Source organism: Campylobacter cuniculorum DSM 23162 = LMG 24588, assembly GCF_002104335.1.
GTDB lineage: Bacteria > Campylobacterota > Campylobacteria > Campylobacterales > Campylobacteraceae > Campylobacter_D > Campylobacter_D cuniculorum.
Map to the genome: position 1 here is coordinate 1,127,491 of NZ_CP020867.1, position 23,194 is coordinate 1,150,684.

The 23,194-nt window shown below is 31.6% G+C and carries 21 protein-coding genes and 2 pseudogenes; 7 read left to right on the top strand and 16 right to left on the bottom strand.

The features are described 5' to 3' along the window. Positions 1–5: 5 nt before the first annotated feature. The 7 genes from prfA (at position 6) to CCUN_RS05700 (ending at position 8,284) form a co-directional block, all read left to right on the top strand. Positions 6–1,076, top strand: coding sequence for a peptide chain release factor 1 (gene prfA, locus CCUN_RS05670; protein ID WP_027305656.1), 1,071 nt, complete (start codon positions 6–8; stop codon positions 1,074–1,076). Positions 1,077–1,740: 664 nt separating this feature from the next. Further along, complete coding sequence (gene panB, locus CCUN_RS05675; protein WP_027305657.1) at positions 1,741–2,556, top strand: 3-methyl-2-oxobutanoate hydroxymethyltransferase; 816 nt, start codon at positions 1,741–1,743, stop codon at positions 2,554–2,556. Between the two features lies 1 nt (position 2,557). Then, a complete protein-coding gene (gene panC, locus CCUN_RS05680; RefSeq protein WP_027305658.1) occupies positions 2,558–3,406 on the top strand; it encodes a pantoate--beta-alanine ligase in 849 nt (282 codons plus the stop codon). Beyond that, positions 3,403–3,783, top strand: coding sequence for an aspartate 1-decarboxylase (gene panD / locus CCUN_RS05685; protein ID WP_027305659.1), 381 nt, complete (start codon positions 3,403–3,405; stop codon positions 3,781–3,783). Before panC ends, panD begins: the two co-directional genes overlap by 4 nt. 61 nt (positions 3,784–3,844) lie before the next feature. Continuing rightward, positions 3,845–5,002, top strand: coding sequence for an efflux RND transporter periplasmic adaptor subunit (locus CCUN_RS05690; protein ID WP_027305660.1), 1,158 nt, complete (start codon positions 3,845–3,847; stop codon positions 5,000–5,002). After that, positions 5,002–6,924 (top strand): MacB family efflux pump subunit, encoded by a 1,923-nt coding sequence (locus CCUN_RS05695; protein ID WP_027305661.1) that lies wholly within the window; start codon positions 5,002–5,004, stop codon positions 6,922–6,924. Before CCUN_RS05690 ends, CCUN_RS05695 begins: the two co-directional genes overlap by 1 nt. A gap of 1 nt (position 6,925) precedes the next feature. After that, positions 6,926–8,284: a TolC family protein gene (locus tag CCUN_RS05700; protein WP_027305662.1), complete on the top strand. Its 1,359-nt coding sequence runs from the start codon at positions 6,926–6,928 to the stop codon at positions 8,282–8,284. Here CCUN_RS05700 and CCUN_RS05705 read toward each other — a convergent pair. From CCUN_RS05705 to CCUN_RS05780, 16 genes and pseudogenes are all read right to left on the bottom strand, one after another. Next, positions 8,277–9,434: a GDSL-type esterase/lipase family protein gene (locus CCUN_RS05705; RefSeq protein WP_027305663.1), complete on the bottom strand. Its 1,158-nt coding sequence runs from the start codon at positions 9,432–9,434 to the stop codon at positions 8,277–8,279. The two genes, CCUN_RS05700 and CCUN_RS05705, sit on opposite strands and share 8 nt — an antisense overlap. Further along, a complete protein-coding gene (locus CCUN_RS05710) occupies positions 9,431–10,450 on the bottom strand; it encodes an SGNH/GDSL hydrolase family protein (protein ID WP_027305664.1) in 1,020 nt (339 codons plus the stop codon). The genes CCUN_RS05705 and CCUN_RS05710 overlap by 4 nt, the downstream gene beginning before the upstream one ends. After that, positions 10,451–11,824 (bottom strand): MBOAT family O-acyltransferase, encoded by a 1,374-nt coding sequence (locus CCUN_RS05715; RefSeq protein ID WP_027305665.1) that lies wholly within the window; start codon positions 11,822–11,824, stop codon positions 10,451–10,453. Between the two features lie 46 nt (positions 11,825–11,870). Then, positions 11,871–12,365, bottom strand: a complete 495-nt coding sequence (locus tag CCUN_RS05720) for a ferritin (protein ID WP_027305666.1) — start codon at positions 12,363–12,365, stop codon at positions 11,871–11,873. A 146-nt stretch (positions 12,366–12,511) separates the two neighbouring features. Next, positions 12,512–13,042, bottom strand: coding sequence for a dTDP-4-dehydrorhamnose 3,5-epimerase family protein (locus CCUN_RS05725; RefSeq protein WP_027305667.1), 531 nt, complete (start codon positions 13,040–13,042; stop codon positions 12,512–12,514). Beyond that, entirely contained in the window at positions 13,043–14,269 is a 1,227-nt protein-coding gene (locus CCUN_RS05730) for a DegT/DnrJ/EryC1/StrS family aminotransferase (RefSeq protein WP_027305668.1), read from the bottom strand. Positions 14,270–14,419: 150 nt separating this feature from the next. Beyond that, positions 14,420–15,502: a GDP-L-fucose synthase family protein gene (locus CCUN_RS05735; protein WP_332068407.1), complete on the bottom strand. Its 1,083-nt coding sequence runs from the start codon at positions 15,500–15,502 to the stop codon at positions 14,420–14,422. Positions 15,503–15,710: 208 nt separating this feature from the next. Next, a pseudogene (locus CCUN_RS05740) lies at positions 15,711–16,751 on the bottom strand (NAD-dependent epimerase/dehydratase family protein); the annotation flags it as partial. Continuing rightward, the gene (locus tag CCUN_RS05745) at positions 16,748–17,293 is read right to left on the bottom strand and encodes a dTDP-4-dehydrorhamnose 3,5-epimerase family protein (protein WP_027305671.1); all 546 of its coding nucleotides are present in this window, start codon (positions 17,291–17,293) and stop codon (positions 16,748–16,750) included. The gene CCUN_RS05745 and the pseudogene CCUN_RS05740, both read right to left, overlap by 4 nt. A 199-nt stretch (positions 17,294–17,492) precedes the next feature. Next, positions 17,493–18,566, bottom strand: a pseudogene (locus CCUN_RS05750) (GDP-L-fucose synthase family protein); the annotation flags it as partial. A gap of 140 nt (positions 18,567–18,706) precedes the next feature. Then, positions 18,707–19,405 carry a D-glycero-D-manno-heptose 1-phosphate guanosyltransferase gene (hddC, locus tag CCUN_RS05755; protein WP_027305673.1) on the bottom strand — a complete coding sequence of 233 codons (699 nt, stop codon included), beginning with the start codon at positions 19,403–19,405 and terminating at the stop codon, positions 18,707–18,709. Between the two features lie 3 nt (positions 19,406–19,408). Beyond that, positions 19,409–19,999, bottom strand: a complete 591-nt coding sequence (gene gmhA2 / locus CCUN_RS05760) for a D-sedoheptulose 7-phosphate isomerase (protein WP_027305674.1) — start codon at positions 19,997–19,999, stop codon at positions 19,409–19,411. Then, entirely contained in the window at positions 19,996–20,268 is a 273-nt protein-coding gene (locus CCUN_RS05765; RefSeq protein WP_197548211.1) for a hypothetical protein, read from the bottom strand. Before CCUN_RS05765 ends, gmhA2 begins: the two co-directional genes overlap by 4 nt. 14 nt (positions 20,269–20,282) lie before the next feature. After that, positions 20,283–21,224 (bottom strand): class I SAM-dependent methyltransferase, encoded by a 942-nt coding sequence (locus CCUN_RS05770; protein WP_085296659.1) that lies wholly within the window; start codon positions 21,222–21,224, stop codon positions 20,283–20,285. Then, positions 21,221–22,240 (bottom strand): D-glycero-D-manno-heptose 7-phosphate kinase, encoded by a 1,020-nt coding sequence (gene hddA / locus CCUN_RS05775; RefSeq protein ID WP_027305676.1) that lies wholly within the window; start codon positions 22,238–22,240, stop codon positions 21,221–21,223. The genes CCUN_RS05770 and hddA overlap by 4 nt, the downstream gene beginning before the upstream one ends. Positions 22,241–22,348: 108 nt before the next feature. Next, positions 22,349–23,185 carry an FkbM family methyltransferase gene (locus tag CCUN_RS05780; protein WP_085296660.1) on the bottom strand — a complete coding sequence of 279 codons (837 nt, stop codon included), beginning with the start codon at positions 23,183–23,185 and terminating at the stop codon, positions 22,349–22,351. Positions 23,186–23,194 lie beyond the last annotated feature (9 nt).

Sequence of the window (23,194 nt, forward strand, 5' to 3'; positions counted from 1 at the left end):
AATTAATGTTAGCCGATAAACTCAAACCTTTTTTTAAACGTTATGAAGAGCTCGATACTCTTCTTAGCAATGCTGATATTTTAAGCGATATTAGCAAAATGACTTCTCTTTCTAAAGAACAAAAAAATTTAGAACCCCTTATTGTAAAGGCTAAGCAATACTTAGCAATTTTAGAACAAATCGAAGAAAATAAAGCTTTACTTAATGATTCAGAGCTTGGTGAGCTTGCAAAAGATGAGCTTAAGAATTTAGAAGAAAGAAAAGTTATTTTAGAAGAAGAGATTAAAATTTTACTCTTGCCTAAGGACCCTAACGATGAAAAAAATATTTTTCTTGAAATTCGAGCAGGAACAGGCGGAGATGAATCTGCTTTATTTGTAGGAGATTTGGTTAAGGCTTATGCGAGATATGCAGAACTTCGCGACTATAAACTTGAGATTGTCAGTCAAAGTGAAGGAAGTGTTGGTGGATTTAAAGAAATTATAATGCTTATCAAAGGTGCGGGGGCGTATTCAAGGCTTAAATTTGAAGGAGGAACACACCGGGTTCAAAGAGTGCCACAAACAGAATCTCAAGGCAGGGTGCATACTTCTGCTATCACCATTGCCATTATGCCTGAAGTTGATGATATTGAAATTCAAATCAATGCTAATGATTTAAAAATCGATGTCATGCGTTCAAGCGGACACGGGGGACAAAGTGTCAATACAACCGATAGTGCGGTGCGTATTACGCATATCCCAAGTGGAATTGTTGTTGTCAATCAAGATGGAAAATCTCAACACAAAAATAAAGAAAACGCCATGAAAGTCTTAAAAGCAAGACTTTATGAAATAAGAGAAAATGAAAGACGCGAAAAAGAAAGTTGGGCAAGAAAATCTCAAGTGGGTAGTGGGGATAGAAGTGAGCGTATCCGCACCTATAATTTTCCGCAAAATCGCATTAGCGACCATCGAATCAATCTCACTCTTTATAGACTTGATGCGATAATGCAAGATGGATTATTTGATGAAATTATCGAACCTTTAATTGCTCATTATCAAGCCAAAGCTTTAGAAGAACAGAATTTAAACTAAAACAAACAAGTAGAAAAATGACAGAATGAGAATTCATCTTTGATTATAAAAACAATGACAAACACATAAGAAGAACAATAACTGCTATAAACAATGAAAGCAAAAACCCATTAACTGACTGAAAAATTTAAATTTGTGTATTTTACCTCGCAAGTTAAAATTTATAAAGCTATAAATTAAATTGCTATGAAAAAATACGAAAATTTAACAAAAAAGCGAAAGATAATTATAAACAATGCAATTAAAAATCAAAATAAAGGTTAAAACATATATCGTAAAGCTGGTAAATAAATGATTTATGAAAAATGAAAGATTAAAACAATGATGATTTCATAATTCTATAAAAATTTATAAGAATATAAAAAAGTTTAAATAAACAAGAAAAGCAAAACTTGCATAGAAGAGGAGTGCTTAATAAATACAATGGGTTAAAATAAACACGCATTATTTATTTTTTATATTTTAAGCTCGATGAAAAAATAGCTTACAATCAAAATTTAAGAATTTTTTATCGCAAATATAAAATTTTTCATTAAAAATCTATGAAAAACTAAAAATTTTACTCAAAAATTTATTTAAAAATTATCTTGATTTTTTAATGAAAAGAAATTATAATTGTATATTAGTATCGAAATATAAATGAAAAATTTTAAGGATTTAAGCAATGAGAAAAACAATCCTAGATTTATACAAACAAAAAGAAAATAAACAAAAAATTACTATGGTAACTTCTTATGATTATTTAAGTGCTAGACTTTTGGATAATGCAGGTATAGATATGATTTTAATCGGCGATTCTTTGGGTATGGTTGTTTTAGGATACGAAGACACTCTATCTGTAACTATGGAGGATATGATTCATCATTCTCGTGCTGTGTCTAGAGGTGCTAAAAACGCTTTTATTGTAGCGGATTTGCCCTTTATGTCTTATCAAGCAAGTGTTGAAGATGCGGTAAAAAATTCGGGCAGACTTTTAAAAGAAGGTAGGGTTAATGCTGTGAAATTAGAAGGCGGTTTAGAATTTGCATCTCATATTAAAGCAATTTCAAATGCCTTTATACCTGTCATGGCACATATAGGCTTAACCCCGCAAGCAGTGCATATGCTTGGAGGTTATAGGGTGCAAGGTAAAGATGAAATTTTAGCTAAAAAACTTATAAAAGATGCGAAGATAGCAGAAGAGTCCGGAGCTTTTGCTCTTCTTTTAGAATGCATCCCTTATGCTTTAGCTGAAATTATCACAAAGGAAGTTTCCATACCAACCATTGGCATAGGAGCGGGAAAATATTGCGATGGGCAGGTTTTAGTTTGGCATGATTTATTGGGTTTAAACACTGAATTTAAGCCAAAATTTGCTAAGGTTTATGCGAATACACTCGAGGGAATTAAAAAATATATCGATGAAGTAAAACAAGGCGAATTTCCAAGTCAAGAGCATAGTTTTAGTATGGCTGACGAGGTTTTAAGAAAGATATACTAGTATGCAATTGATTTCAGACATTCAAGCAATGAGTGAGCAAATTGACAAGTGGAGAAAACAAAATTTAAGCATAGGTTTTGTGCCGACAATGGGATATTTGCACGAGGGACATTTAAGTTTGGTTAAGGCTGCAAAAGAAAATGATAAGGTGGTTTTAAGTATTTTTGTCAATCCTATGCAATTTGGTCCTAAAGAAGATCTTGCTTCTTATCCAAGGGATTTAAAAAGAGATACTAAGCTTTGCGAGGAAAATGGGGTGGATATAATCTTCTCTCCTACAGCAGAGCAAATGTATCCGCAAAATTTTAGCACCTATGTGGATATGAACTCTATAAGCGATAAGCTGTGTGGAGCAAGTAGAAAGGGGCATTTTAGAGGAGTTTGCACGGTTTTGATGAAACTTTTTAATATTGTGCGTCCTCATAATGTATATTTTGGACAAAAAGACGCTCAACAATGTGCAGTTGTAAAGCATATGATAGAAGATTTAAATCTTAATTTAAAATTAAAAATTTGCCCTATCATAAGAGAAGAGGATAAGCTTGCAAAAAGTTCTAGAAATGTTTATCTTAACGAAAAGGAAAGAAAAGCCGCTTTAGTGCTTTCAAAAGCCATTTTTTTAGGGGAAAATTTAGTTAAAAATGGACAAAGAAATCCAAAAATTATTATAGAAGAGATGAAAAAAGAGCTTTTAAAAGAAAAACTTGCGAAAATCGATTATGTGAGTTTGGTTCATCCAAAAACAATGCAAGAGCTTGAATGGATTGAAAATGAAGTATTAGGAGCCATAGCTGTGTTTATAGGAAAAACAAGATTGATTGATAATTTTTTAATACAAGAACTTCAATGACTATAACTTTACTGAAAGCAAAAATTCATCGTGCGGTTGTGAGCGAAGCAAAGCTTAATTATGTTGGAAGCATTAGCATCGATAAGGAATTACTCAAAGCAAGTGGAATTTTAGAATACGAAAAAGTGCAAGTGGTGAATCTTAACAATGGAGAAAGATTTGAAACTTATACCATTGCTACAAAAGAAAAAGGAATGATTTGTCTTAACGGAGCTGCAGCACGTTTGGTGCAAGCTGGGGATAAGATTATCATTATGTCTTATGCGAATTTAGAGGCTAAAGAGGCTTTGGATTTTAAACCTAAAGTTGTATTTGTTGATGAAAACAATGCTATCACCCGAATTTCTCACTATGAAAATCATGGAGAGCTTTTTTGAAATTCACACATAATTCACTTTAATTGATTAATATTTTCAAAATTTTTTAGGATTTTTATTGATGAAAAAAAAGATTATTATTTTAATAGTTACTATTTTTGCGTTAGTTATTGTATATTTTTCTTTTTTTTATTCTGACAATGACATTCAGTTTTTAACACAAAAAGTGGGACGCACAGATATTTCTCAAACCATAGAATCTGTAGGCAAGGTGTATGCTAAAGACCAAGTTGATGTTGGAGCACAAGTAAGCGGACAAATCACTAAACTCTATGTTGATGTGGGCGATAGAGTCAAGCAAGGGGACTTGATTGCTCAAATTGATAAAGACAAGCAGCAAAATGATTTAGACATTACAAAGGCACAGCTTGAAAGTGCTAAGGCAAATTTAGAAAGCAAAAAAGTTGCTTTGGATATAGCCACAAAACAATATCAAAGAGAGCAAAAACTTTACGCAAATAAGGCTACTTCGCTTGAAAGCTTAGAGACGCTTAAAAATAATTATTTTACTCTTAAAGCAAATGTAGCAGAATTAAATGCAAGTGTCGTTGGACTTGAAATTTCACTCAAAAACGCCCAAAAAGATTTGGATTATACAACCATTGTTGCTCCAATGGATGGGGTTATTATCAATGTTGCTGTGGATGAAGGGCAAACTGTTAATGCCAATCAAAACACACCAACCATTGTCCGCATTGCAAATTTAGATGAAATGGAAGTAAGAATGGAGATTGCGGAAGCTGATGTCAATAAAATCAAAATCGGCACAGAAGTGGGTTTTGCGGTTTTAAGCGATCCGGATAAAATTTACCACGCTAAAATCTCAAGCATAGACCCTGCCGATACTGAAGTTAGCGACTCAAGTTCAATTTCAAATACCACATCAAATTCAAGCACTTCAAATGCAATTTATTTTTATGCGAAATTTTTTGTTCCTAATAAAGATAATTTCTTGCGTATAGGAATGAGCATACAAAATGAAATTGTTGTTGCAAGTGTTAAAAATGTGATTGCTGTGCCAACTTATGCGATAAAAAATGATAAACAGGGTTATTTTGTAGAAATTTTAGACAATAAAACAGCTGTAAAAAAATATGTTAAATTAGGGCTTAAGGATTCTTTAAATACCCAAATTTTAGAGGGGCTTAATGAAAATGAAGAATTGATTTTAAGTTCAAGTGCCGATGATTTGGCTCCAAAAATAAAATTGAGATTTTGATGATTCATCTTAAAAAAATTTGTAAAAAAATCGGTGAAAATATTATCTTAAAAGATATTGATTTAACCATCCATAAAGGCGAATTTGTTGCGATTATAGGACAAAGTGGGAGCGGTAAAACCTCTCTTTTAAATATCATAGGAACCTTAGATGAGCCAAGTAGCGGGGGTTTTATTTTTGAAAATTATGAAGTAACAAGTTTAAATAAAAATGAAAAAGCAAGACTAAGACGCGAAAAAATTGGTTTTATCTTTCAACGTTATAATCTTTTAAATTTATTGAGTGCAAAAGAAAATGTTAGTTTACCTGCTGTTTATGCGGGTAAAACCCATACACAAAGGAATCAAAAGGCTGAAGAATTATTAAAAAGTTTAGAATTAGGCTTAAAGCAAGATTCTAAGCCTAATGAGCTAAGTGGCGGACAGCAGCAACGCGTGAGTATAGCAAGAGCCTTGATGAATGGCGGGGATTTGATTTTAGCTGATGAACCGACCGGAGCTTTGGATAGTAAAAGTGGGGAAATGGTGCTTGAAATTTTACAAAATTTAAATCAGCAAGGACATACCATAATTTTAGTCACTCACGACAGAAATATAGCTCAAAAGGCTGGACGCATTGTTGAGATTAAAGATGGGCAAATACTTAGTGATAGCAATCCTCAATATATTGAAAAAACTGAAATTCGCACAATGGCAAAGGAAAGAAAAACTCTAGCCTTATTTAAAAATCAAGCCTTAGAATGTCTCAAAATTGCTTATTCTTCTATCTTAGCACATAAGCTTAGATCCCTTTTAACAATGCTTGGTATAATTATAGGAATTGCTTCTGTGGTTTGTGTGGTGGCTTTGGGTTTAGGTTCTCAAGCTAAGGTTTTAGCTTCGATTGCAAGTCTTGGGACTAATATTATTGAAGTAAGGCCGGGTAAGGGATTTGGAGATTTGCGTTCGGGTAAGACGCGTTTAAATTTTAGCGATTTAAATGCCTTAAGAACTCTTGAATATTTAGAAGCCGTTGAGGCACACGCAAACACTTCAGGCATTGCAACCTATAAAAATATTTCTTTAAATGCAAGGGCTGAAGGCGTAGGGCTTAATCATTTTAATATCATTGGAGTAAAACTTGAAGCAGGAAGGAATTTAACCGCAGATGAGATTAGAGATAGTGCAAATGTCGTTGTGCTTGATTTTAATGCTAAAAAAAATCTTTTTCCCCATGAAAAAAATGAGGACATTTTAGGACGCGTCGTGATTTTTGATTTTCAACCTTTTAAAATCATAGGAATTTTGCAAAAAAATACAAATAAAATCATAGAGGATAATGTCGTGCAACTTTATATGCCCTATACAACTCTTATGAATAAAATCACGGGTGATAGGCAACTTCGTGAAATCACGATTAAGGTTAAAGATGAAGTTAATTCAGTTTTAGCAGAAAATGCAATCATTAGAATTTTAGAAATCAAACGCGGACAAAAGGATTTTTTTACTTTTAATTCAGACACTTTTAAACAAGCCATAACTGCAAACAGGCGGACAACAACCCTATTGACTATTTCTGTGGCATTGATTGCTTTGATTGTTGGTGGGATTGGAGTGATGAATATTATGCTGGTTTCTGTGAGTGAGAGGACTCGAGAAATTGGCATTAGAATGGCAATTGGGGCAAGAAAAGAGGACATTTTAATGCAATTTTTAATTGAAGCGGTGATGATTTGCATAGCAGGAGCCATTTTAGGGGTTTTGCTCTCAATTGCACTGATTTTTGCTTTTAATGCTCTTAGCACGGATTTTCCTATGATTTTATCAGTAGGTTCGATTTTTTTAGGACTTTTAAGTTCAGTTTTAATTGGCGTGATTTTTGGCTTTTTTCCTGCAAAAAATGCAGCGAATTTAAATCCTATCAATGCTTTATCGAAGGAATAAAATGAAAAAAATTTGCGTTTTAATTTTAAGTATTTTGCTAAGTGCTTGTGGAGTAAAACTTAGCGAAGTGCATGAAAAAACCATAAATGCAAATGAAATAAAGGATTTGAATTTAAGCAAAGAATGGTGGAGGGCTTATAAAGATGATAAAATTGATGAATTTATAGACTTTGTTTTACAATACAATAGCGATATAAACATTGCTAGAACGACATTTTTAAGTATGGTGGCAAGGGCTGATTTGATTGATTATGATTTATATCCTAGTTTGAGTGGAAATTTGGGACTTAATGGTTCTAAAGATTTAAATTCAGGGCAGCAAAATAAAAGCTTTTCAAATTCTTTAAATTTAAGTTATGAGCTTGATATTTATGGAAAAATTCTTGATTCTTCTAAGGCAAGAGAATTGAGTGCTAAGGCAAGTGCTTATGATTTAGAAAATTTGAAGTTAAGTATCATTAACTCAAGCATTAATGGAATTTTCGAGCTTGCATATTTTAATGATGTTGAAAATTTACTTTTATCCTATAAGAATAATTTAGAGCAAATGAAAGAGCTTTATCAATTTAAATATGAACTAGGAAAGATTGAAGAGCTTGATTTGCTCAATATTGAGCAAAATTTACTTCGTGCAAAGCAAAATTTAATCTCAAATGAACAAAACCGCGATTTGCTCATTAAAAATCTGCAAGATTTAATAGGAAATCAAAAGGGTTTTAAATATATAGAATATTTTAAAAATTTAAGTTTGGCACATTTTAAAGAATTAAAACCTAATTTTGATTTGCCCCTAGAAATTCTTTCTTATCGTCCCGATGTTAAAGCTAAACTTAACAATCTCAAAGCCGCATTTAAGGATTATTCTAGTGTTCAAAAGTCGCTTTTACCAAGTATTAATTTGGGCGGAGGCTTAAGCGGAAGAGACAGAAAATTTGATGAGAGTTTTAAATTTGAAATTTTAAATGGCGTGATTGAAATTTCTTTGCCTTTTTTGGATTTTGGTAGGGTGCGTCAAAATATAAAAATTTCTCAATACGCTTATGAAGCTTTGCTTTTTGAATACGAGCAAATTTTGCAAAGTGCGATTAATGAATTTATGTTAAATTACAAAGATTATCAAAATGTAAATATGCTTTTAGAAAATCTTAAAATAATCAATTTAAAACAAGAGCAAATTACAAAGGCTTATCTTCAAAAATATGAAGCTGGAAAAAGTGAGCTTAAAGATTATTTGGATGCAAGTAATGCTTTAAATTCCTCACAACAAGAATTTTTAAGAGCGAGATTTAATCTTTTAAGCACTATCAATTCTTATTATCAAATTACAACCATTGATGATAAAGAATTAAAACTTAATTGAAAAGCTTTTTCAAATCCTGCACCATTTTCCTTGCCATAAGCTCATAGCCACTTATGCTAAGATGCACATCTTGTAAAGATAATTTTTGCTTAATCCAAACATTTTTTCCACCGCTATCTTCTATAAATTTATGCATATCAAAAAAAAGCATTTTTTCTTCTCTAGCAAGTTCATCTAAGGTTTTGCGTAAGGTAAAAAAATATGGGCTGATTTCATATTTTTTGCCTTTTTTTTGCGTTATAGTAGGGGGAGAAATAATCATAAAAACAGCATCTTTATTCTCTTTTTTTAAAATTTTAAACCATTTTTTTAAATTATCCTTGAAAATTTGTTTATCAAACGCACCAAATAAAGCGTCATTTGAGCCATAAGCAAGGATAATCAAATCATTTTTTAAAACCTTAAGTTCCTCACTCACAACCTTTTGATTCCACCGAAGCCACAAATCACTTTTTGCCCCATTAATCGCTATGGTATCTAAAAAAAGATTCCCTCCTTTTTTATTGGTGATAAAATATCCTCCAAGTTGAGCGTCTTTTTGCAGAGCTGTAATCTGCAAAGGAAAAGTGAGTTCAAGTTCTTTATAAGACCATTTATTAGCTTTATTTGAGCGAAGATTATAATTTTTACCTTGAGAATCCTTGATGTGAAAAGCATTTGTATTTGAAGGAGCCCTAAAAAGAAAGGCTGTATTAAATTTTTGTTTTTCTAAAGAAAGTTCTAGTGAAATTTTTGCTCCTTCTTTTAAAGCTTTTGCTATAACTCCGCCTAAGGGATAGTTTTCTTCAGCACTTGAAATTTTAGAATTAAGAATTTCAAAATCCTGAAAATCGTATTTTACATTTAAATTCTGTTGATATTTTGGTTGTAAAGGATAAACGAAACCTATGGAATTGGGTTCAAAAAAAGCATTTCTTAAAATATTTGGAAAAAAATCTGCCGCCATATGAGAATCGCCATAAATTCTAATGCCTAAATTTTTTTGTGCCTTGATTTTTTGACTCAATTGATGTAAATTCGCTCTTGTGGTGTAATTTTTGATTGCACTTTGATTTTTAGCTTTTTCAAGAATATTGTCAAAATTCGCAGCCGCTTCAATCTTGATACAAAAAATAATTAAAAAAAGTATCTTTAAAATTTTCATTTTCAATCTTTATAAATATGTTCGAGTAAAAGCTTTGATATTTCTTTAGCCCCTCTAGGAGTAAAATGAATTCCATCATCAGTTCTTACTTTTGTGCTTTTATTATTTTCATCTTTAATATAGCTTGAAAAGGCATTATTGACACTAAAAAATAGCTTGGTATTGACAAGAATTTCGTTATTTTTTAATATTTCAGAAGAATAAATTTGATTTAAAACTTGAATTTTTTTATTTAAATCTTCTTTTTTTACGGGCGGAATTTCAAACCAAAATATTTTAACCCTATGCTTTTTTGCAATATCGATAATTTCTTTGACACGTTCTGTATAAATTTCTATCCAACCCGGAGTGTTGAAACGATGATACACCCCACCCTTTTTAATGTCCCAAGGATCATTGACTCCGAGCAAAACAACAAGATATTTGATACGATGATTATTGTTAAGAGCTGAATTAGTCGCATTTGCCCAATTAAAATAAGATTTATAAGAAAGCCCTGTGTTTTGTTTGCTTAAATCCGTTGCTTTAATCCCCAAACCCTTTAAATCTCTACTTAAGGCAATGGCGGCTCCTTGCATTAAAGAATCTCCTATGAGTAAGAATTCCTCTCCTTCTTTGATTTGAATTTTTGTATTGTCAATAAAACTTATATTTTCATCTTTGATAACTTCATCAATTTTTTCTTCATTCAAGCTTTGATTTACATCTAAAATGTTATTTTCAAGGGATAAATTTTCATCTTGAGTCGGAAGTTCTAAGCTTAATGTTATAATTTCTTCATCGTCATTTGTTTTTGTATCTGCTTGTGTTTTGTTATTTTGCGAAAGGGGCTCATCGTTTAAAATGGCTCGAATTTGTTCTAATTTAACCTTTAAGGAATTTGCTTCTTTTAAAATATCATTTTGAGGATAAAAGACAAAATGGTATTTTTGTTCTATATAAGAGCTTATGCTTTGATTCATTACAAGCACAACCAAAATGAAAACTACAATTAAAATGAAAAAAAATCTTAATACACTCATTTAAAAACTCGAATAAATAAATTCTGGAATTCCGCTTGGCATAAAAGCAAAAACGAGGAGTAAGATAAAGGCTATAATGAAAGGTTTTAGTAAAAGAGGGGTTAAATCTAAAATTTTCACACAATAATCTTTAAAATTAACAAACAAAGGATAAATCATAAAAAGCACCGCGAAAATAACTAAAATATAAATGTCTTTGTATTCTGGAATCAAAAAGAAATTTTCATAACAAGCCTTAAGATATACAAAAGCCTCCTCTAAACTTTGATAATAAAAGAAAATCCACGCAAAACAAACAAATTGAAAGGTGATAAAACGACCTAAAGCTGGAATTTTCTTAAGATTAAAACGCGTTGTAGCGATGAGATGGATAAAAACAACTCCAAGCCCATGCAATAAACCCCAAATCATAAAATTAATCGTGCTGCCATGCCAAATCCCTGAAAGCACAAAGGCGATGAGTATATTCAAGCTTGTTTTAAACATACCTTGTCTGTTGCCCCCTAAAGGAATATAAATATAATCCCTTATGAAAGTTGAAAGACTTATATGCCACCTTGCCCAAAAATCCTTAAGATTCCTTGCCAAATAAGGCATATTAAAATTAAGCGGTAGAGTAAAACCGAGCATTAAAGCAAAGGCACTGACTAAATCCACATAACCGCTAAAATCACAATAAATTTGCACAGCATAAGCATAAAGAGCACTTAAAAGCTCAATGAAATTATAAGAACTTGGATTGTTTAAAATAGTCTTAGAATAAAGCTCTAAATAATTTGCAATCAAAACTTTTTTGACAATACCAAAGATAAGTAAAACGATAATTAAATTTGTATATTTAAATTCACGTTTTTTATAAGCTTGTTCAAAGAAAAATTCACTTCTCATAATAGGACCTAAAAGCAAGGTTGGGAAAAAGGAAAGAAAGGTTGCAAGATTGATAAAGCTTTCAAGTTTTTGTTTTTTATAAACATTGACAAGATAAGTGATAGAGCTAAAAGTGTAAAAACTTATGCCGACAGGAAAAATAATATCAATATCTAAAAATTCTAAGCCTAAAAGAAGTAAAATTTCATCAAGACTGCCTTTGATGCTCGGAAAATACTTAAAAAAGCACAGATTGAGTATAACAAAGGCTATACAAGCAGAAAAAATATGTCTTTTGCGACGCACAAAAATAAGTAAAGCAAAATAATGTATAAAAAAAGTATATAGAATTAAAACCAAAGAAAAATAAGGATTGATTAGGGTATAAATGATATAACTAAAGATTAATATTAAAACATTTTGAGTTTTATAATCTGCTTTAAAAAGCCAATAGATTGCAAAAAAAACAATCATCAAAATACTGAATTCTAAAGAAAAATAAGTCATTTTCACCTTAATGTTTGATTTTGCCCTTTTAAAGGGCAAGTATTATTTATTTTTTAATGAGAGTTTTGATGTATTGATCGACCAAATATATACCATTTCCATTATCATCGACCAATTTAATCTTATCAACAATTCCTCTAAAAAGAGCCTCTTCTTCGTGTTGCTCACTCACATACCATTGTAAAAAATTAAAAGTAGGATAGTCTTTATGGGCTAACATATGATCAACCAAAGAATTAATAGATTCTGTAATAGTTTGTTCATGTTTGTAAGTTTTTTCAAAGACATCGAGTAAAGATTTAAAATTATTTTCAGGTTGTTTGATGGATTGTAATTCTACATGAGAATCGGTTTCATTAAGATAAGAAATCAAACGTTTTGCATGATCGCTTTCCTCTCCAGCATGTTGAAATAAAAAAGCCCCTGCTCCATCATAGCTATTTTCATAGCACCAAGAACTCATACTAAGGTATAAATTTGCCGCATACATTTCTTTAGCAATTTGCTCATTGAGTAAATTTACAACTTGTTTTGAAAGCATTTTTTCTCCTTTTAATAATGAAATCAGTTATTTAATAATACAAAAAAAATCTAAAATATAGTTTAAAATATTTTTTATTGACTAAAATAAAATCCATCCTCTTGCTTAAAATTTGTTTAGTTTTATGGTTAAATATACTTTTGATTTTAATTCAATTTATCTCTTTCTGAAAGGATAGGATTTTGCGTTGCCCAATTAATGCCGATTCTCTCATCATTCCACGCATAAGTGAATTGCTCCTCTGCATCAACATACGCACCAAGATAGGCACATTTATAATAATACACCGCTTCTTTACTTAAAACACAATGGGCATTTCCAAAACCTGCAGGGACAAAGATGATGAGTTGATTGTCTGCGTTGATTGTCCATTTTTCCCATTGAAGATAAGTTGGAGAGTTTTTATCACAATCCACAACCACTTGCTCTACCTCACCATAGACGCAAGTTGCAAGTTTATAAGTCTTTGTATCGCCGTGGATTCCGCGAATGACATGTTGTTTGGAATGAATGAATTTATCGTGGATAAATTTTAAAGGCTTTGGCAAAAGTTTGTCTATGACCTCACTTGTGAAAGCGGTATAAATTTCACCTCTTAAATCTTTGAATTTATTAGGTTTTATGATATAAACGCCCTTTAAGAGCTTTGATTCGCAAATCTCAAATTCTATCGCCATTTATGCAACCTTTAAAGTATATTCTAAAGGTTGCGTTAGGATATAAGATTTACTTAAATCCCCCCCCCCATTTATAATTTTATGAAGCAAATGGAGTTCTTCAGAAATGTCCTTTTGATGATTTCCTACAAAAAATCCTTTTTTATGAAGATATTTTGCATTTTTAAGCTCTTTAAAAATCTCATAATCAAAGTATTTTATCACTTGATTTTGAGTGAAATCTCCCGCACAAATAGGGCGATAATCAATGCCATTTTGTCTTAATTTTTCTAAAAGTTCCTCTCTGTTTAACTTTGAATTTTCTTTAATGATGAGCGAAAATCCAAACCAAGAACTGCTTCCAATCTCCTTTTGTATGATAAAATCTTCACTCTCTCCAAAAAGCTCACAAAAAAGTTTTGCATTTTCTCTGCGATGTTTTAAAAAATTTGGCAGTTTTTTGAGCTGTTCTAGTCCTATGGCACCACTCATCTCGACAGGACGGACATTGTATCCGGGCAAAATAAAACGAAAGGATTCATCAAAAGCATTTTCACTTTTTTCAACAAGAAGATTATGCTTTGGTAAATTCCTAGTCCAGCCATGCGCTCTAAGGCAGAGTAAAATGTGATAGAGCTCTTCATTATCTGTTACGACAAATCCACCCTCCATTGTTGCCATATGATGAGAATAAAAAGTTGAAAAAGTTCCCATAATGCCAAAAGTTCCAGCTTGTTTTCCCCTATATTCTGCACCCATAGCTTCACAATTATCTTCTAATAAAATAATATCCCTATCTTTTATAAAATCTTGTATCAAGTCAAAATCATTAGGATTTCCAAGCAAATTAACAAGCACAATCATTTTAGTTTTTTCACTGATGCATTGTTTTAAAGCATTTAAATCATAATTTAAACTTTGCAAATCCACATCAACAAATTTAAGTTTCAATCCATATTGATACAAGGGATAATAAGTCGTACTCCAAGAAACCGCAGGAACAATCACCTCATCACCTCTTTTGAGCTTTGCATTCTTTGTATAGAATAAAGCCGCTGTAGCGATGAGATTTGCCGTTGAGCCTGAACTTGTCATTACGGCATATTTTGCACCAACAAACTTTGCAAATTCCTTTTCAAATTCCGCAACCTTTTCCCCCATAGTAAAACAATCCCTTTTTATGACTTCATAGATTGCATTTAATTCTTTCTCATCCCAAGTAGAAGACGCCATAGGATAATTAAACATTTATCTCTCCTTAAAATTTAAAATAATTCAAGTTTTTATAAAATTTTATAAAAACATTTGAATGCCTATACTTTGATTCTTATATTGAACTTAAAAAATAAAAATGAATCGGTTAAATTCTACTAAATACAAGAGATTCTAACACAATTTTTATAAAAATTTACTGACATAAGCTTCATACATTTGCGTTAATCCCTCTTTTAAGCCTATTTTAGCACCACTCCAGCCTAATCTTTTTGCTTTATTAAAGTCGGAGAGTTTTTTAATCGTGCCATCATTTTGTGCCTTATTTTCAAAAGAAATTTTGCCTTTAAAATCCACAATTTCTTTAATTAAAAATGCAAGTTCTGCTATAGAAACAAGCTCTCCTGTGCCTATATTGATTTGTGAATTTTTCATTTTTCCATTTTCATTTTCCAAACATTGCTTAAAGCTTGTATTCTCCATAAAATATACACAAGCTTGTGCCAAATCATCACAATGTAAAAATTCCCTACTGACCTTACCTGTGCCTAACAAAATAACTTCATTTTCATCGATATTATAAGACTTTAAATAAGCCTTTGCCGCATTAATATCACTTATATGTTCATAGTGCCTTAAATCCTTTAAAAGTTCGTTATATTTGCCCTCATTAAGGAGCTTAGCAAGATAAATTTTTCTAAAAATAGCCGCTTGGACATGAGAGCTTAGAAAATCAAATCTGTCTTCTGCCCCATAAACACTTATAGGAGCTATACTCAAATAATCAAGTCCATATTGCAAACTATAAAATTCACACATTTTAACTCCTGCAATTTTTGCAATTCCATAGGGTTCGTTGTTGTATTGTAAATCTCCTTGAAACAGAGCATTTTCTTTAATCGGTAATTGTGCAAATTCAGGGTAGATACAAAAACTAGCAATAAAAAGCAATCTTTTACAACCATTTTCATAGGCACTATGGATTACATTACTTTGCATCATAAGATTTTCGTAAAGGAAATTTCCTCTTTGTTTAAGTTGAGCCAACATTCCCCCTACTTTTGCAGCACAAAAAATCACCACTTCGGGCTTTTCTTTTTTAAAGAATTCTTGCACAGCTTTTTGATTGATAAGGTCTAATTCTTGATGTGTTTTTGTGATGAGATTCTTATAACCCTCTTCTTTAAGCTTTTTTAAGACAGCTGAACCCACAAGCCCCCTATGTCCTGCGATGTAAATTTTAGAATCTTTTTGTATTGATGTTGCCATTTTAAGCCACCTCTACTTTGCAAAGATTTGCATTGTCAAAATTACAAGAAAGATTTGTGTTGCAAACCCTTTTGTGATTTGAAAATTTAAGATTTGTCTTTAGAGAAGATTGAGACCCATCTGTTTGCAGATAAGTCTGAAATAAATTTTGATATAAAGAAAGAGTGAAGATTGATTTATTTAAATCCCCCCCCCCCATATTATTGAGATAATTCTCATACATCATTTTAACTCCTTGTTCTAATGTGATTTTTGCTTGCCAACCTAAATTTTTAGCCTTTGTGCAATCTAAAACTCTATCCATAGTGCTATCGGGACGATTCGCGTTAAAAACAAACGCACCTTTAAAGCCTATGAGTTCTTTAATGAGCTCTGCGACTTCTTTAATTGTATAAGAAATTCCCGTGCCTATATTAATATGCGTATTGATAGGATTTTTTTCATAAAGATTTTTAAAATCTATATTTTGCATAAAATAAATAGAAGCTTCTGCCAAATCATCACTATGAATGAATTCCCGCCTTACTTGTCCTGTTCCCCAAATTTCAACGCTATTTTTGCTGATTCCAAAGCTTTTAAGATATTCTTTTGCCTCATTGAAATTTGTAAAAGCTTCTTTTGTGTGATGATTTAAATCCTTTAAAACCTCCTCATCTTGCCCCTCACTTAAAAGCTTAGCGAGATGAATTTTTCTTAGTAAAGCGGGAAGGACTCTTGATTTTGCAAAGTCAAAATTTGCTGTTTTACCATAGAGATTATTTAAAACGAGGGTGAGAAAATTTGTTTGGTATTGAATATTATAAGATTCACACATGGCTGCTCCAGCAATTTTAGCGATAGCAAAAGAATAAGCACCATATTCTAAATCCCCTTGAAACAAATACTCTTCTTTTAAAGGGTTGCGACTATGCTCAGGATACATATAGCCTGAACCATAAAATATGAGCTTACGCACCTCATTGACATAGGCACTATGAATGATATTATTTTGTATCATTAAATTTTCATAGATAAAATCTGCCCTTTGTGCGACATTTGCTGCCCCGCAAGGTAAAACCGCAGCTAAAAATACAAATTCGGGCTTTTCTTTTTTAAAGAATTCTTGCACAGCTTCTTGTTGCGTTAAATCCAGCTCTTTGTGTGTTTTATACACAAGATTGTTAAAACCTTGTTTCTTTAAATTTTCAAGCAAGGCTGAACCTGCCGTGCCTCTGTGTCCTGCGATGTAAATTTTAGAATCTTTTTTCATTGAGCGTCCTTTAGGTGTTTCATATCTCTTTCTGAAAGAATCGGGCAAATCCCACCCCAATCAATACCGATTCTCTCATCATTGTACGCATAAGTGAATTGCTCCTCTGCATCAACATAGTCCCCCTCATAAGCCCATTTGTAATAAAATAAAACTTCATCGGTTTTTGCATAATGTGCATTACCAAAAAAAGGCGGGATAAAGATAAGAAGCTGATTGTCTGCGTTGATTGTCCATTTTTCCCATTTAAGATAAGTTGGAGAATCTTTGCGACAATCCACCACAACTTGCTCTATCTCGCCCCAAACACAAGTAACAAGCTTATAGGATTTATGATCACCATGAATTCCTCTTAAAACATTACGATGAGAAAGGGTGAATTTATCTTGTATAAATTTTAAAGGTTTTGGTAAAAGCTTGTCTATCTCTTCGCTCAAAAAAGCTGTGTAAATTTCACCTCTAAAGTCCTTAAATTTATTAGGTTTTATGATATAAACGCCCTTTAAAAGCTTTGATTCGCAAATCTCAAATTCTGCTGCCATTTTAAGCCGCCTTTGCTCTGCAAAACTTTGCATTGTCAAAATTACAAGAAAGATTTGTGTTGCAAACCCTTTTGTGATTTGAAAATTTAAGATTTGTCTTTAGAGAAGATTGAGACCCATCTGTTTGCAGATAAGTCAAAAATTTTAATTGAAATAAATTTTGATATAAAGAAAGAGTGAAATCTAATTTATTTAAATCCCCCCCCCCCATATTATTGAGATAATTCTCATACATCATTTTAACTCCTTGTTCTAGTGTGATTTTTGCTTGCCAACCGAGTTGATTGATTTTAGAGCAATCGCTTAGCTTTGATAATGCTCCATTAGGACGCTTTGCGTTAAAAACAAGCTCACCTTTAAAGCCTATGAGTTTTTTAAGCAAATAGGCTAATTCTTTTATGCTAATGTTTTCATTTGTGCCAAGATTAAGATGTGTGTTTTGAATTTCTTTTTCATTTTTCTCATAAAGATGTTTAAAATCTATGTTTTGTAAGATAAACAATACAGCTTCACTCAAATCCTCGCTGTGTAAAAATTCTCTTGTCGGCGTTCCATCTCCCCAAATTTCAACGCTATTTTTGCTGATTCCAAAGCTTTTAAGATATTCTTTTGCTTGATTGAAATTTGTAAAAGCTTCTTTTGTGTGATGATTTAAATCCTTTAAAACCTCCTCATCTTGATCTTCACTTAAAAGCTTAGCAAGGTGAATTTTTCTTAGCAAAGCGGGCATAACATGGGCTTTTTCTAAGTCAAATTTATCATTGTTTCCGTATAAATTTGTCGGTGCAATTGCAATAAAATTTGTGTGATATTGAAGATTATAGCTCTCACAAAGTATCAATCCTGCAATTTTAGCAATAGCGTAAGGTTTGTTTGTGTATTCTAAATCTCCGCTTAGCATTTGATTTTCGCGAGTTGGCAAACTTGCATTTTTAGGATAAATCGTTGTAGAAGCGATGAATAAAAGTTTTTTAACCCCATTTAAATAGGCATTGTGTATGACATTGCATTCAATCTGTAAATTTTCATAGATAAAATCTGCACGATAAGTGTTGTTTGCAACCACTCCTCCCGCTTTTGCGGCACTTAAAATCACCACTTCGGGCTTTTCTTTTTTAAAGAATTCTTGCACAGCTTCTTGTTGCGTTAAATCTAGCTCTTTGTGTGTTTTATACACAAGATTGTTAAAACCTTTTTCTTTAAGCTTTTTTAAGACAGCTGAACCCACAAGCCCCCTATGTCCTGCGATGTAAATTTTAGAATCTTTTTGTATTGATGTTGCCATTTTAAATTTCCTTTACATTAAAAATCATTGAATCATCTTTAATCATTATAATAAAATTTCTTTGTAAAATTCTCATTTTAAAATTCTTAATCCTAACACAAATATCCTTTTAATCTTTTTATGCAATCTTAGAAAAAACTAAGGGCATTGTCTTTTGTTTTTTCAAGTGAGCAAAAAAGTTCATAATCACTTGGCACACCAATATCTATAAAATAATCTTCAAAAATTTCGGCTCTGGCGATTAATTTTTTAAAATTTTTTTGCAAAAAATCCTCAAAAGAAAATTTATCTTTTAAATAAAATCCGCTAAAAATATCTTCAGACACCAAATAAATACCACCATTAATCAAACCTTCTTTCGTAGGTTTTTTTTCTTTAAAAAGCTTGATAAAACCATTTTCATCAAGCTCTACGCAACCATATCGCTCAAAATTTGACATTTTTTTAAGTGCCATACAAAGCTTAGAATTTTCGAGTTTGAGTTGTTTTAAAGGAATATCAAAGATAGTATCTCCGTTTAATACAAAAATTTCTTTTTGTTGTGTCAAAGTAAGAGCTAATTGCAAAGCACCACCCGTTCCTAAAGGTTCTTTTTCTATACTATATGCAATCTCAAGTCCTAAAAATTCATCTTTGAAATAATTTTGAATCTTTGAGTATTGATAAGAAACCGCTAAAACAACCCTTTTAACTCCCTGTGCTTTAAGATATTTAAAAATAAAGGTTAAAAAAGGTTTATCTCCAACGGGTGCCATAGGTTTTGGTCTATCCTTAAGGACACTTCGCAGTCTGGTTCCTAATCCTCCACATAAAACAATTGCTTCCAAAAACTAAAAACCTTTACCAAAGAGAGTTTCTTCTACAATCGCACAAAGAATATGCCCTATGAGTATGTGAGATTCTTGTATTCTAGGCGTTTCTTTAGAAGGCACCTTGATACAATAATCACAAAGCTCTGCCATCTTTCCACCGCTTTCTCCTGTAAAACCTACAGATACAATGCCTTTTTCTTTGCAAATTTTTAGAGCTTCAAGAATATTAAGGCTATTACCACTTGTTGAAATTCCGATAAAAATATCGCCTTTAACGCCTTGAGCTTGCACTTGTCTTGCAAAAACTTTCTCATAACCATAGTCATTTCCAATCGCTGTAAGTATGCTCGTATCTGTGGTTAAAGCAATGCTAGCAATACCCGGTCTGTCAAAATAAAAACGGCTGACAAATTCTCCTGCAAGATGCTGTGCGTCTGCTGCAGAGCCTCCATTACCTGCAAGCAAAGTTTTATTGCCTTGTTTATAGGCTTTAACGCATTCTAATGCTACTTTTTCTATAAGCAGAAGTAAATTTTCATTTTTTAGAATTTTCTCCTTAACCTCGATAGAATGTGTAAAATGCTCTTTAATGTATAAATTTAAACTCAAATTTCATCCTTTTTCATCTCTATAAGTTCTATTTTTTTCGCAGTTTTTATCACTGCTTTTAAATTTTTACATTGATTTTCTTTGAAAAATCTCAAAATTTCATTTTCAAAAACAATTTTTTCTACAATAGACATAGCCATTAAAATACAATCTATATCCTTTAGCTCCTCTTGACTCGCTTTGACGATAGAAATCTGACTATTTTGCAAAAATCGTCCCGATTTTTCTGGATTTAAATCTATGCATTTTTTAATTCTTTTTAGATTCAAATCATCAATAAAAGTCAATATTGTATTAGCATGAATCCCCCCCCCCCATAAATAGCTATGTTTTCATAGTTTAAAAGGTGGGCATTCATCTCTTTGATACTCGCGTCAAAATAGGTTTCATCGTTAAAGAAAATTAAAGGCAAATCCCGCTTTGTTACTTCTTTTTTCTTTTCAAAGAAAAGACCCATATGCTGCTCTTCATACGAAAAATATCTGTCGATAAATTCACAACCTAAGTCTTCAAGGGTATTAATGAGGACATTTTCTTCAAAAAACCCAAAATGATCATGGAAAAACTCATAGAATTTTTTATGTTCAAAAATTTCTAAAACATTTGGCACTTCAATATAAATTTTTCCTCCATAATCCAAAAAATCAACCACATTTTTCAAAAAATTTCTCGGATTTTCAATATGCTCTAACAAATGCCTAAAAATAACAAAATCAATCTTATGCTTAAGATAGGATTTGATACTTTTTGCATCAAAAAAATCTTGAATATGCAAAGTGTTTTGCAATTTCAAAGAATTCAAAGCAGTTGGAGAAGGATCAACACTATAGACAAATTTAAATTCTTCAGCTAAAGCACGGAGTAAATCACAATGTCCGGGTGCTATCTCTAAGAATACATCATCTTTTGAAGCGAGACTTTTGATTTTATCTTTAATTTTAAGAATATTTTTGCTTAAAAAAGAAGTGAAATTCTTTTGCTGATAATATTCTTTACTTGTATAAACTTCTTTCATTTTAGCAAGATTAAAGCTTTTATTAAAAATGAATCCACATGCTAAGCATTGATGTAAATCCATCGTGCAATCACCTCTTGCATAGTCTTTATGCCCTAGTTTTCTTTTAGCCTCAAAATTGAAAATATCTCCACTTGCAAAAACTTTATCTTTATAAAAAACTCTTTTTGACCTCAATTTTTTATCACATAAAGGACATTTTTGATTCATATTCTCCACGATTTTGCTCCTTCTTTAGTAAATGAAAAATTCTGCACATAGCCCTTTTCTAAATTTAAAAGCTCTATAAGTTTATATTTTTTAATCGGATCAACTAAAAAAAACATAAAACCCCCTGCCCCTGCACCACTTACCTTGCCTCCATACGCTCCGTTTTCTATGGCAAGATTGTAAATTTTATCACATTCATCGTTGCTGACAATTTCAGAAATAATCTTCTTAGAATGCCAAGATTTAGAAAGAATTCTTGCTAAGGCATTAAAATCTGCTTTAAATAAAGCTTCTTTCATATCCACAGCATCTTGTTTAATGCTATGCATAGCCTTAAGACTCTTGCTATTTCCTAATTTTCCTTTTTTATGCTCTTCAACATCTTTCGCCTCGCGACTTATGCTCGTAAAATACAATACCATTCTATTTTCAAGCTCACTAATAATATAATTTTTAATGCGTAAAGGATTTACAATAACCCTTTTATCTTTATAAAATTCCATAAAATTAAATCCACCAAAGGTTGCAGCGTATTGATCTTGTGCTCCGCCGATAATGCCTAAGTCTTCTCTTTCAATTTCATAAGCAAGTCTTGCAATCTCATATTCGCCAAGAGGTAAATTCAGCCACTCTACAAAGGCTTTTATCACGCCTACAACTAAAGTTGAGCTGCCTCCTAGACCGCTTCCACTTGGAACATCAGAATATGTATGCAAAGAAAAACTTAAGGATTTATGTGTAAAATCTTTAACGATACGATTATAAACCGCTTTAAAAATATCCAAAATTCCATCATTTTCTAAATGCATTTTGCTTTCATATATGGCATATTGATTTGTATCGGGAGAATCAAAGATAATTTTATCATCATTTCTTGGTTTTAAAGTGCAATAAATATAAAGATTAATGGTTGCATTCAATACAAAACCTATGTATTTATCACTATATAAATTAATATCTGTCCCACCTCCTGCGAGTCCTAATCGCAAAGGAGTTTGAGAACGCACGATTTTCATAAATCCCCCCCCCCCATAATCATTTCCATAAACTTGTCCTTGTTTCTTTAAAACTCAAATTCTAACAAAATCAAAATTAAAATATCATTTAAATGATATAAAAAATTTTTAAACCCAATCCAAAAAGATATTTTCAATCTTTTGTTCTTTAATTTGCTTTTGAATGCTAGAAAGCTTAGTCTCTCCATCTTCAAACATATACTCATGAATCTCACAAGCAATGAATCGAATTTTTTGATAGAGCTTTGTTGCAATAAGCCTTTCTAAAATTTCAAATTCAACCCCTTCTACATCAAGCTTCAAAAAATAAATTTGCGAATGATGCTTTAAAATTTCATTTTCTATAAAATCAATCAAATCAATGACTTCAACCTCATAACTTTGCGTTGTTTTATCATCTTGTTTGCTTGAACAAATTCTATTTCCTTGTGAAAGCATACGATTTTCAAACATTAAAAAATTCGTTTTATATGCTTTAGAATCCACTGCTTTTTGATAAAGGATTGCATTAGGATTGTTTTTATATTTTCGATTCAAAAAATAATTCAAATAAAGATTTGGTTCAAAAACATAACTTTTACCACCACAATGCAAAATAATATCAGAAATTAACCCGCAATGTGCCCCACAATCAATACAAACAAATTCCTCTTCCCCCCCCCCATAGAGCATTCCGTAAAAAATGTCATAATATTTAGGTGGAATTTTGGCATTTTTAAGCATTAAATTAAGCTTTCCTAAACCATTTGGATCACAAATTGCTCCGGTGATAAGATTTAAAAATTCGCTTGTTTCTTCGTTATATTGCCATTCATTAAAAGCGTTAAGACTTTTAACGAGTTTTGAAACATTTGCAATTTTATTTCTATTTTGCTGATGATTTTCGATTTGATGAATCAAATTTTCTAAAGCCCCTTTTAATTGTTCTAAACTTTGTTTTTCCATATTTGCCCT

Coding starts and splice junctions, on each gene's coding strand:
- panB (WP_027305657.1), top strand. CDS start 1,741: ATGAGAAAAACAATCCTAGATTTATACAAACAAAAAGAAAATAAACAA.
- CCUN_RS05715 (WP_027305665.1), bottom strand. CDS start 11,824: ATGACTTATTTTTCTTTAGAATTCAGTATTTTGATGATTGTTTTTTTT.
- CCUN_RS05725 (WP_027305667.1), bottom strand. CDS start 13,042: ATGGCGATAGAATTTGAGATTTGCGAATCAAAGCTCTTAAAGGGCGTT.
- hddA (WP_027305676.1), bottom strand. CDS start 22,240: ATGAAAATCGTGCGTTCTCAAACTCCTTTGCGATTAGGACTCGCAGGA.
- panC (WP_027305658.1), top strand. CDS start 2,558: ATGCAATTGATTTCAGACATTCAAGCAATGAGTGAGCAAATTGACAAG.
- CCUN_RS05780 (WP_085296660.1), bottom strand. CDS start 23,185: ATGGAAAAACAAAGTTTAGAACAATTAAAAGGGGCTTTAGAAAATTTG.
- prfA (WP_027305656.1), top strand. CDS start 6: ATGTTAGCCGATAAACTCAAACCTTTTTTTAAACGTTATGAAGAGCTC.
- CCUN_RS05770 (WP_085296659.1), bottom strand. CDS start 21,224: ATGAATCAAAAATGTCCTTTATGTGATAAAAAATTGAGGTCAAAAAGA.
- CCUN_RS05730 (WP_027305668.1), bottom strand. CDS start 14,269: ATGTTTAATTATCCTATGGCGTCTTCTACTTGGGATGAGAAAGAATTA.
- CCUN_RS05700 (WP_027305662.1), top strand. CDS start 6,926: ATGAAAAAAATTTGCGTTTTAATTTTAAGTATTTTGCTAAGTGCTTGT.
- CCUN_RS05745 (WP_027305671.1), bottom strand. CDS start 17,293: ATGGCAGCAGAATTTGAGATTTGCGAATCAAAGCTTTTAAAGGGCGTT.
- CCUN_RS05690 (WP_027305660.1), top strand. CDS start 3,845: ATGAAAAAAAAGATTATTATTTTAATAGTTACTATTTTTGCGTTAGTT.
- CCUN_RS05710 (WP_027305664.1), bottom strand. CDS start 10,450: ATGAGTGTATTAAGATTTTTTTTCATTTTAATTGTAGTTTTCATTTTG.
- CCUN_RS05735 (WP_332068407.1), bottom strand. CDS start 15,502: ATGGCAACATCAATACAAAAAGATTCTAAAATTTACATCGCAGGACAT.
- panD (WP_027305659.1), top strand. CDS start 3,403: ATGACTATAACTTTACTGAAAGCAAAAATTCATCGTGCGGTTGTGAGC.
- CCUN_RS05720 (WP_027305666.1), bottom strand. CDS start 12,365: ATGCTTTCAAAACAAGTTGTAAATTTACTCAATGAGCAAATTGCTAAA.
- CCUN_RS05695 (WP_027305661.1), top strand. CDS start 5,002: ATGATTCATCTTAAAAAAATTTGTAAAAAAATCGGTGAAAATATTATC.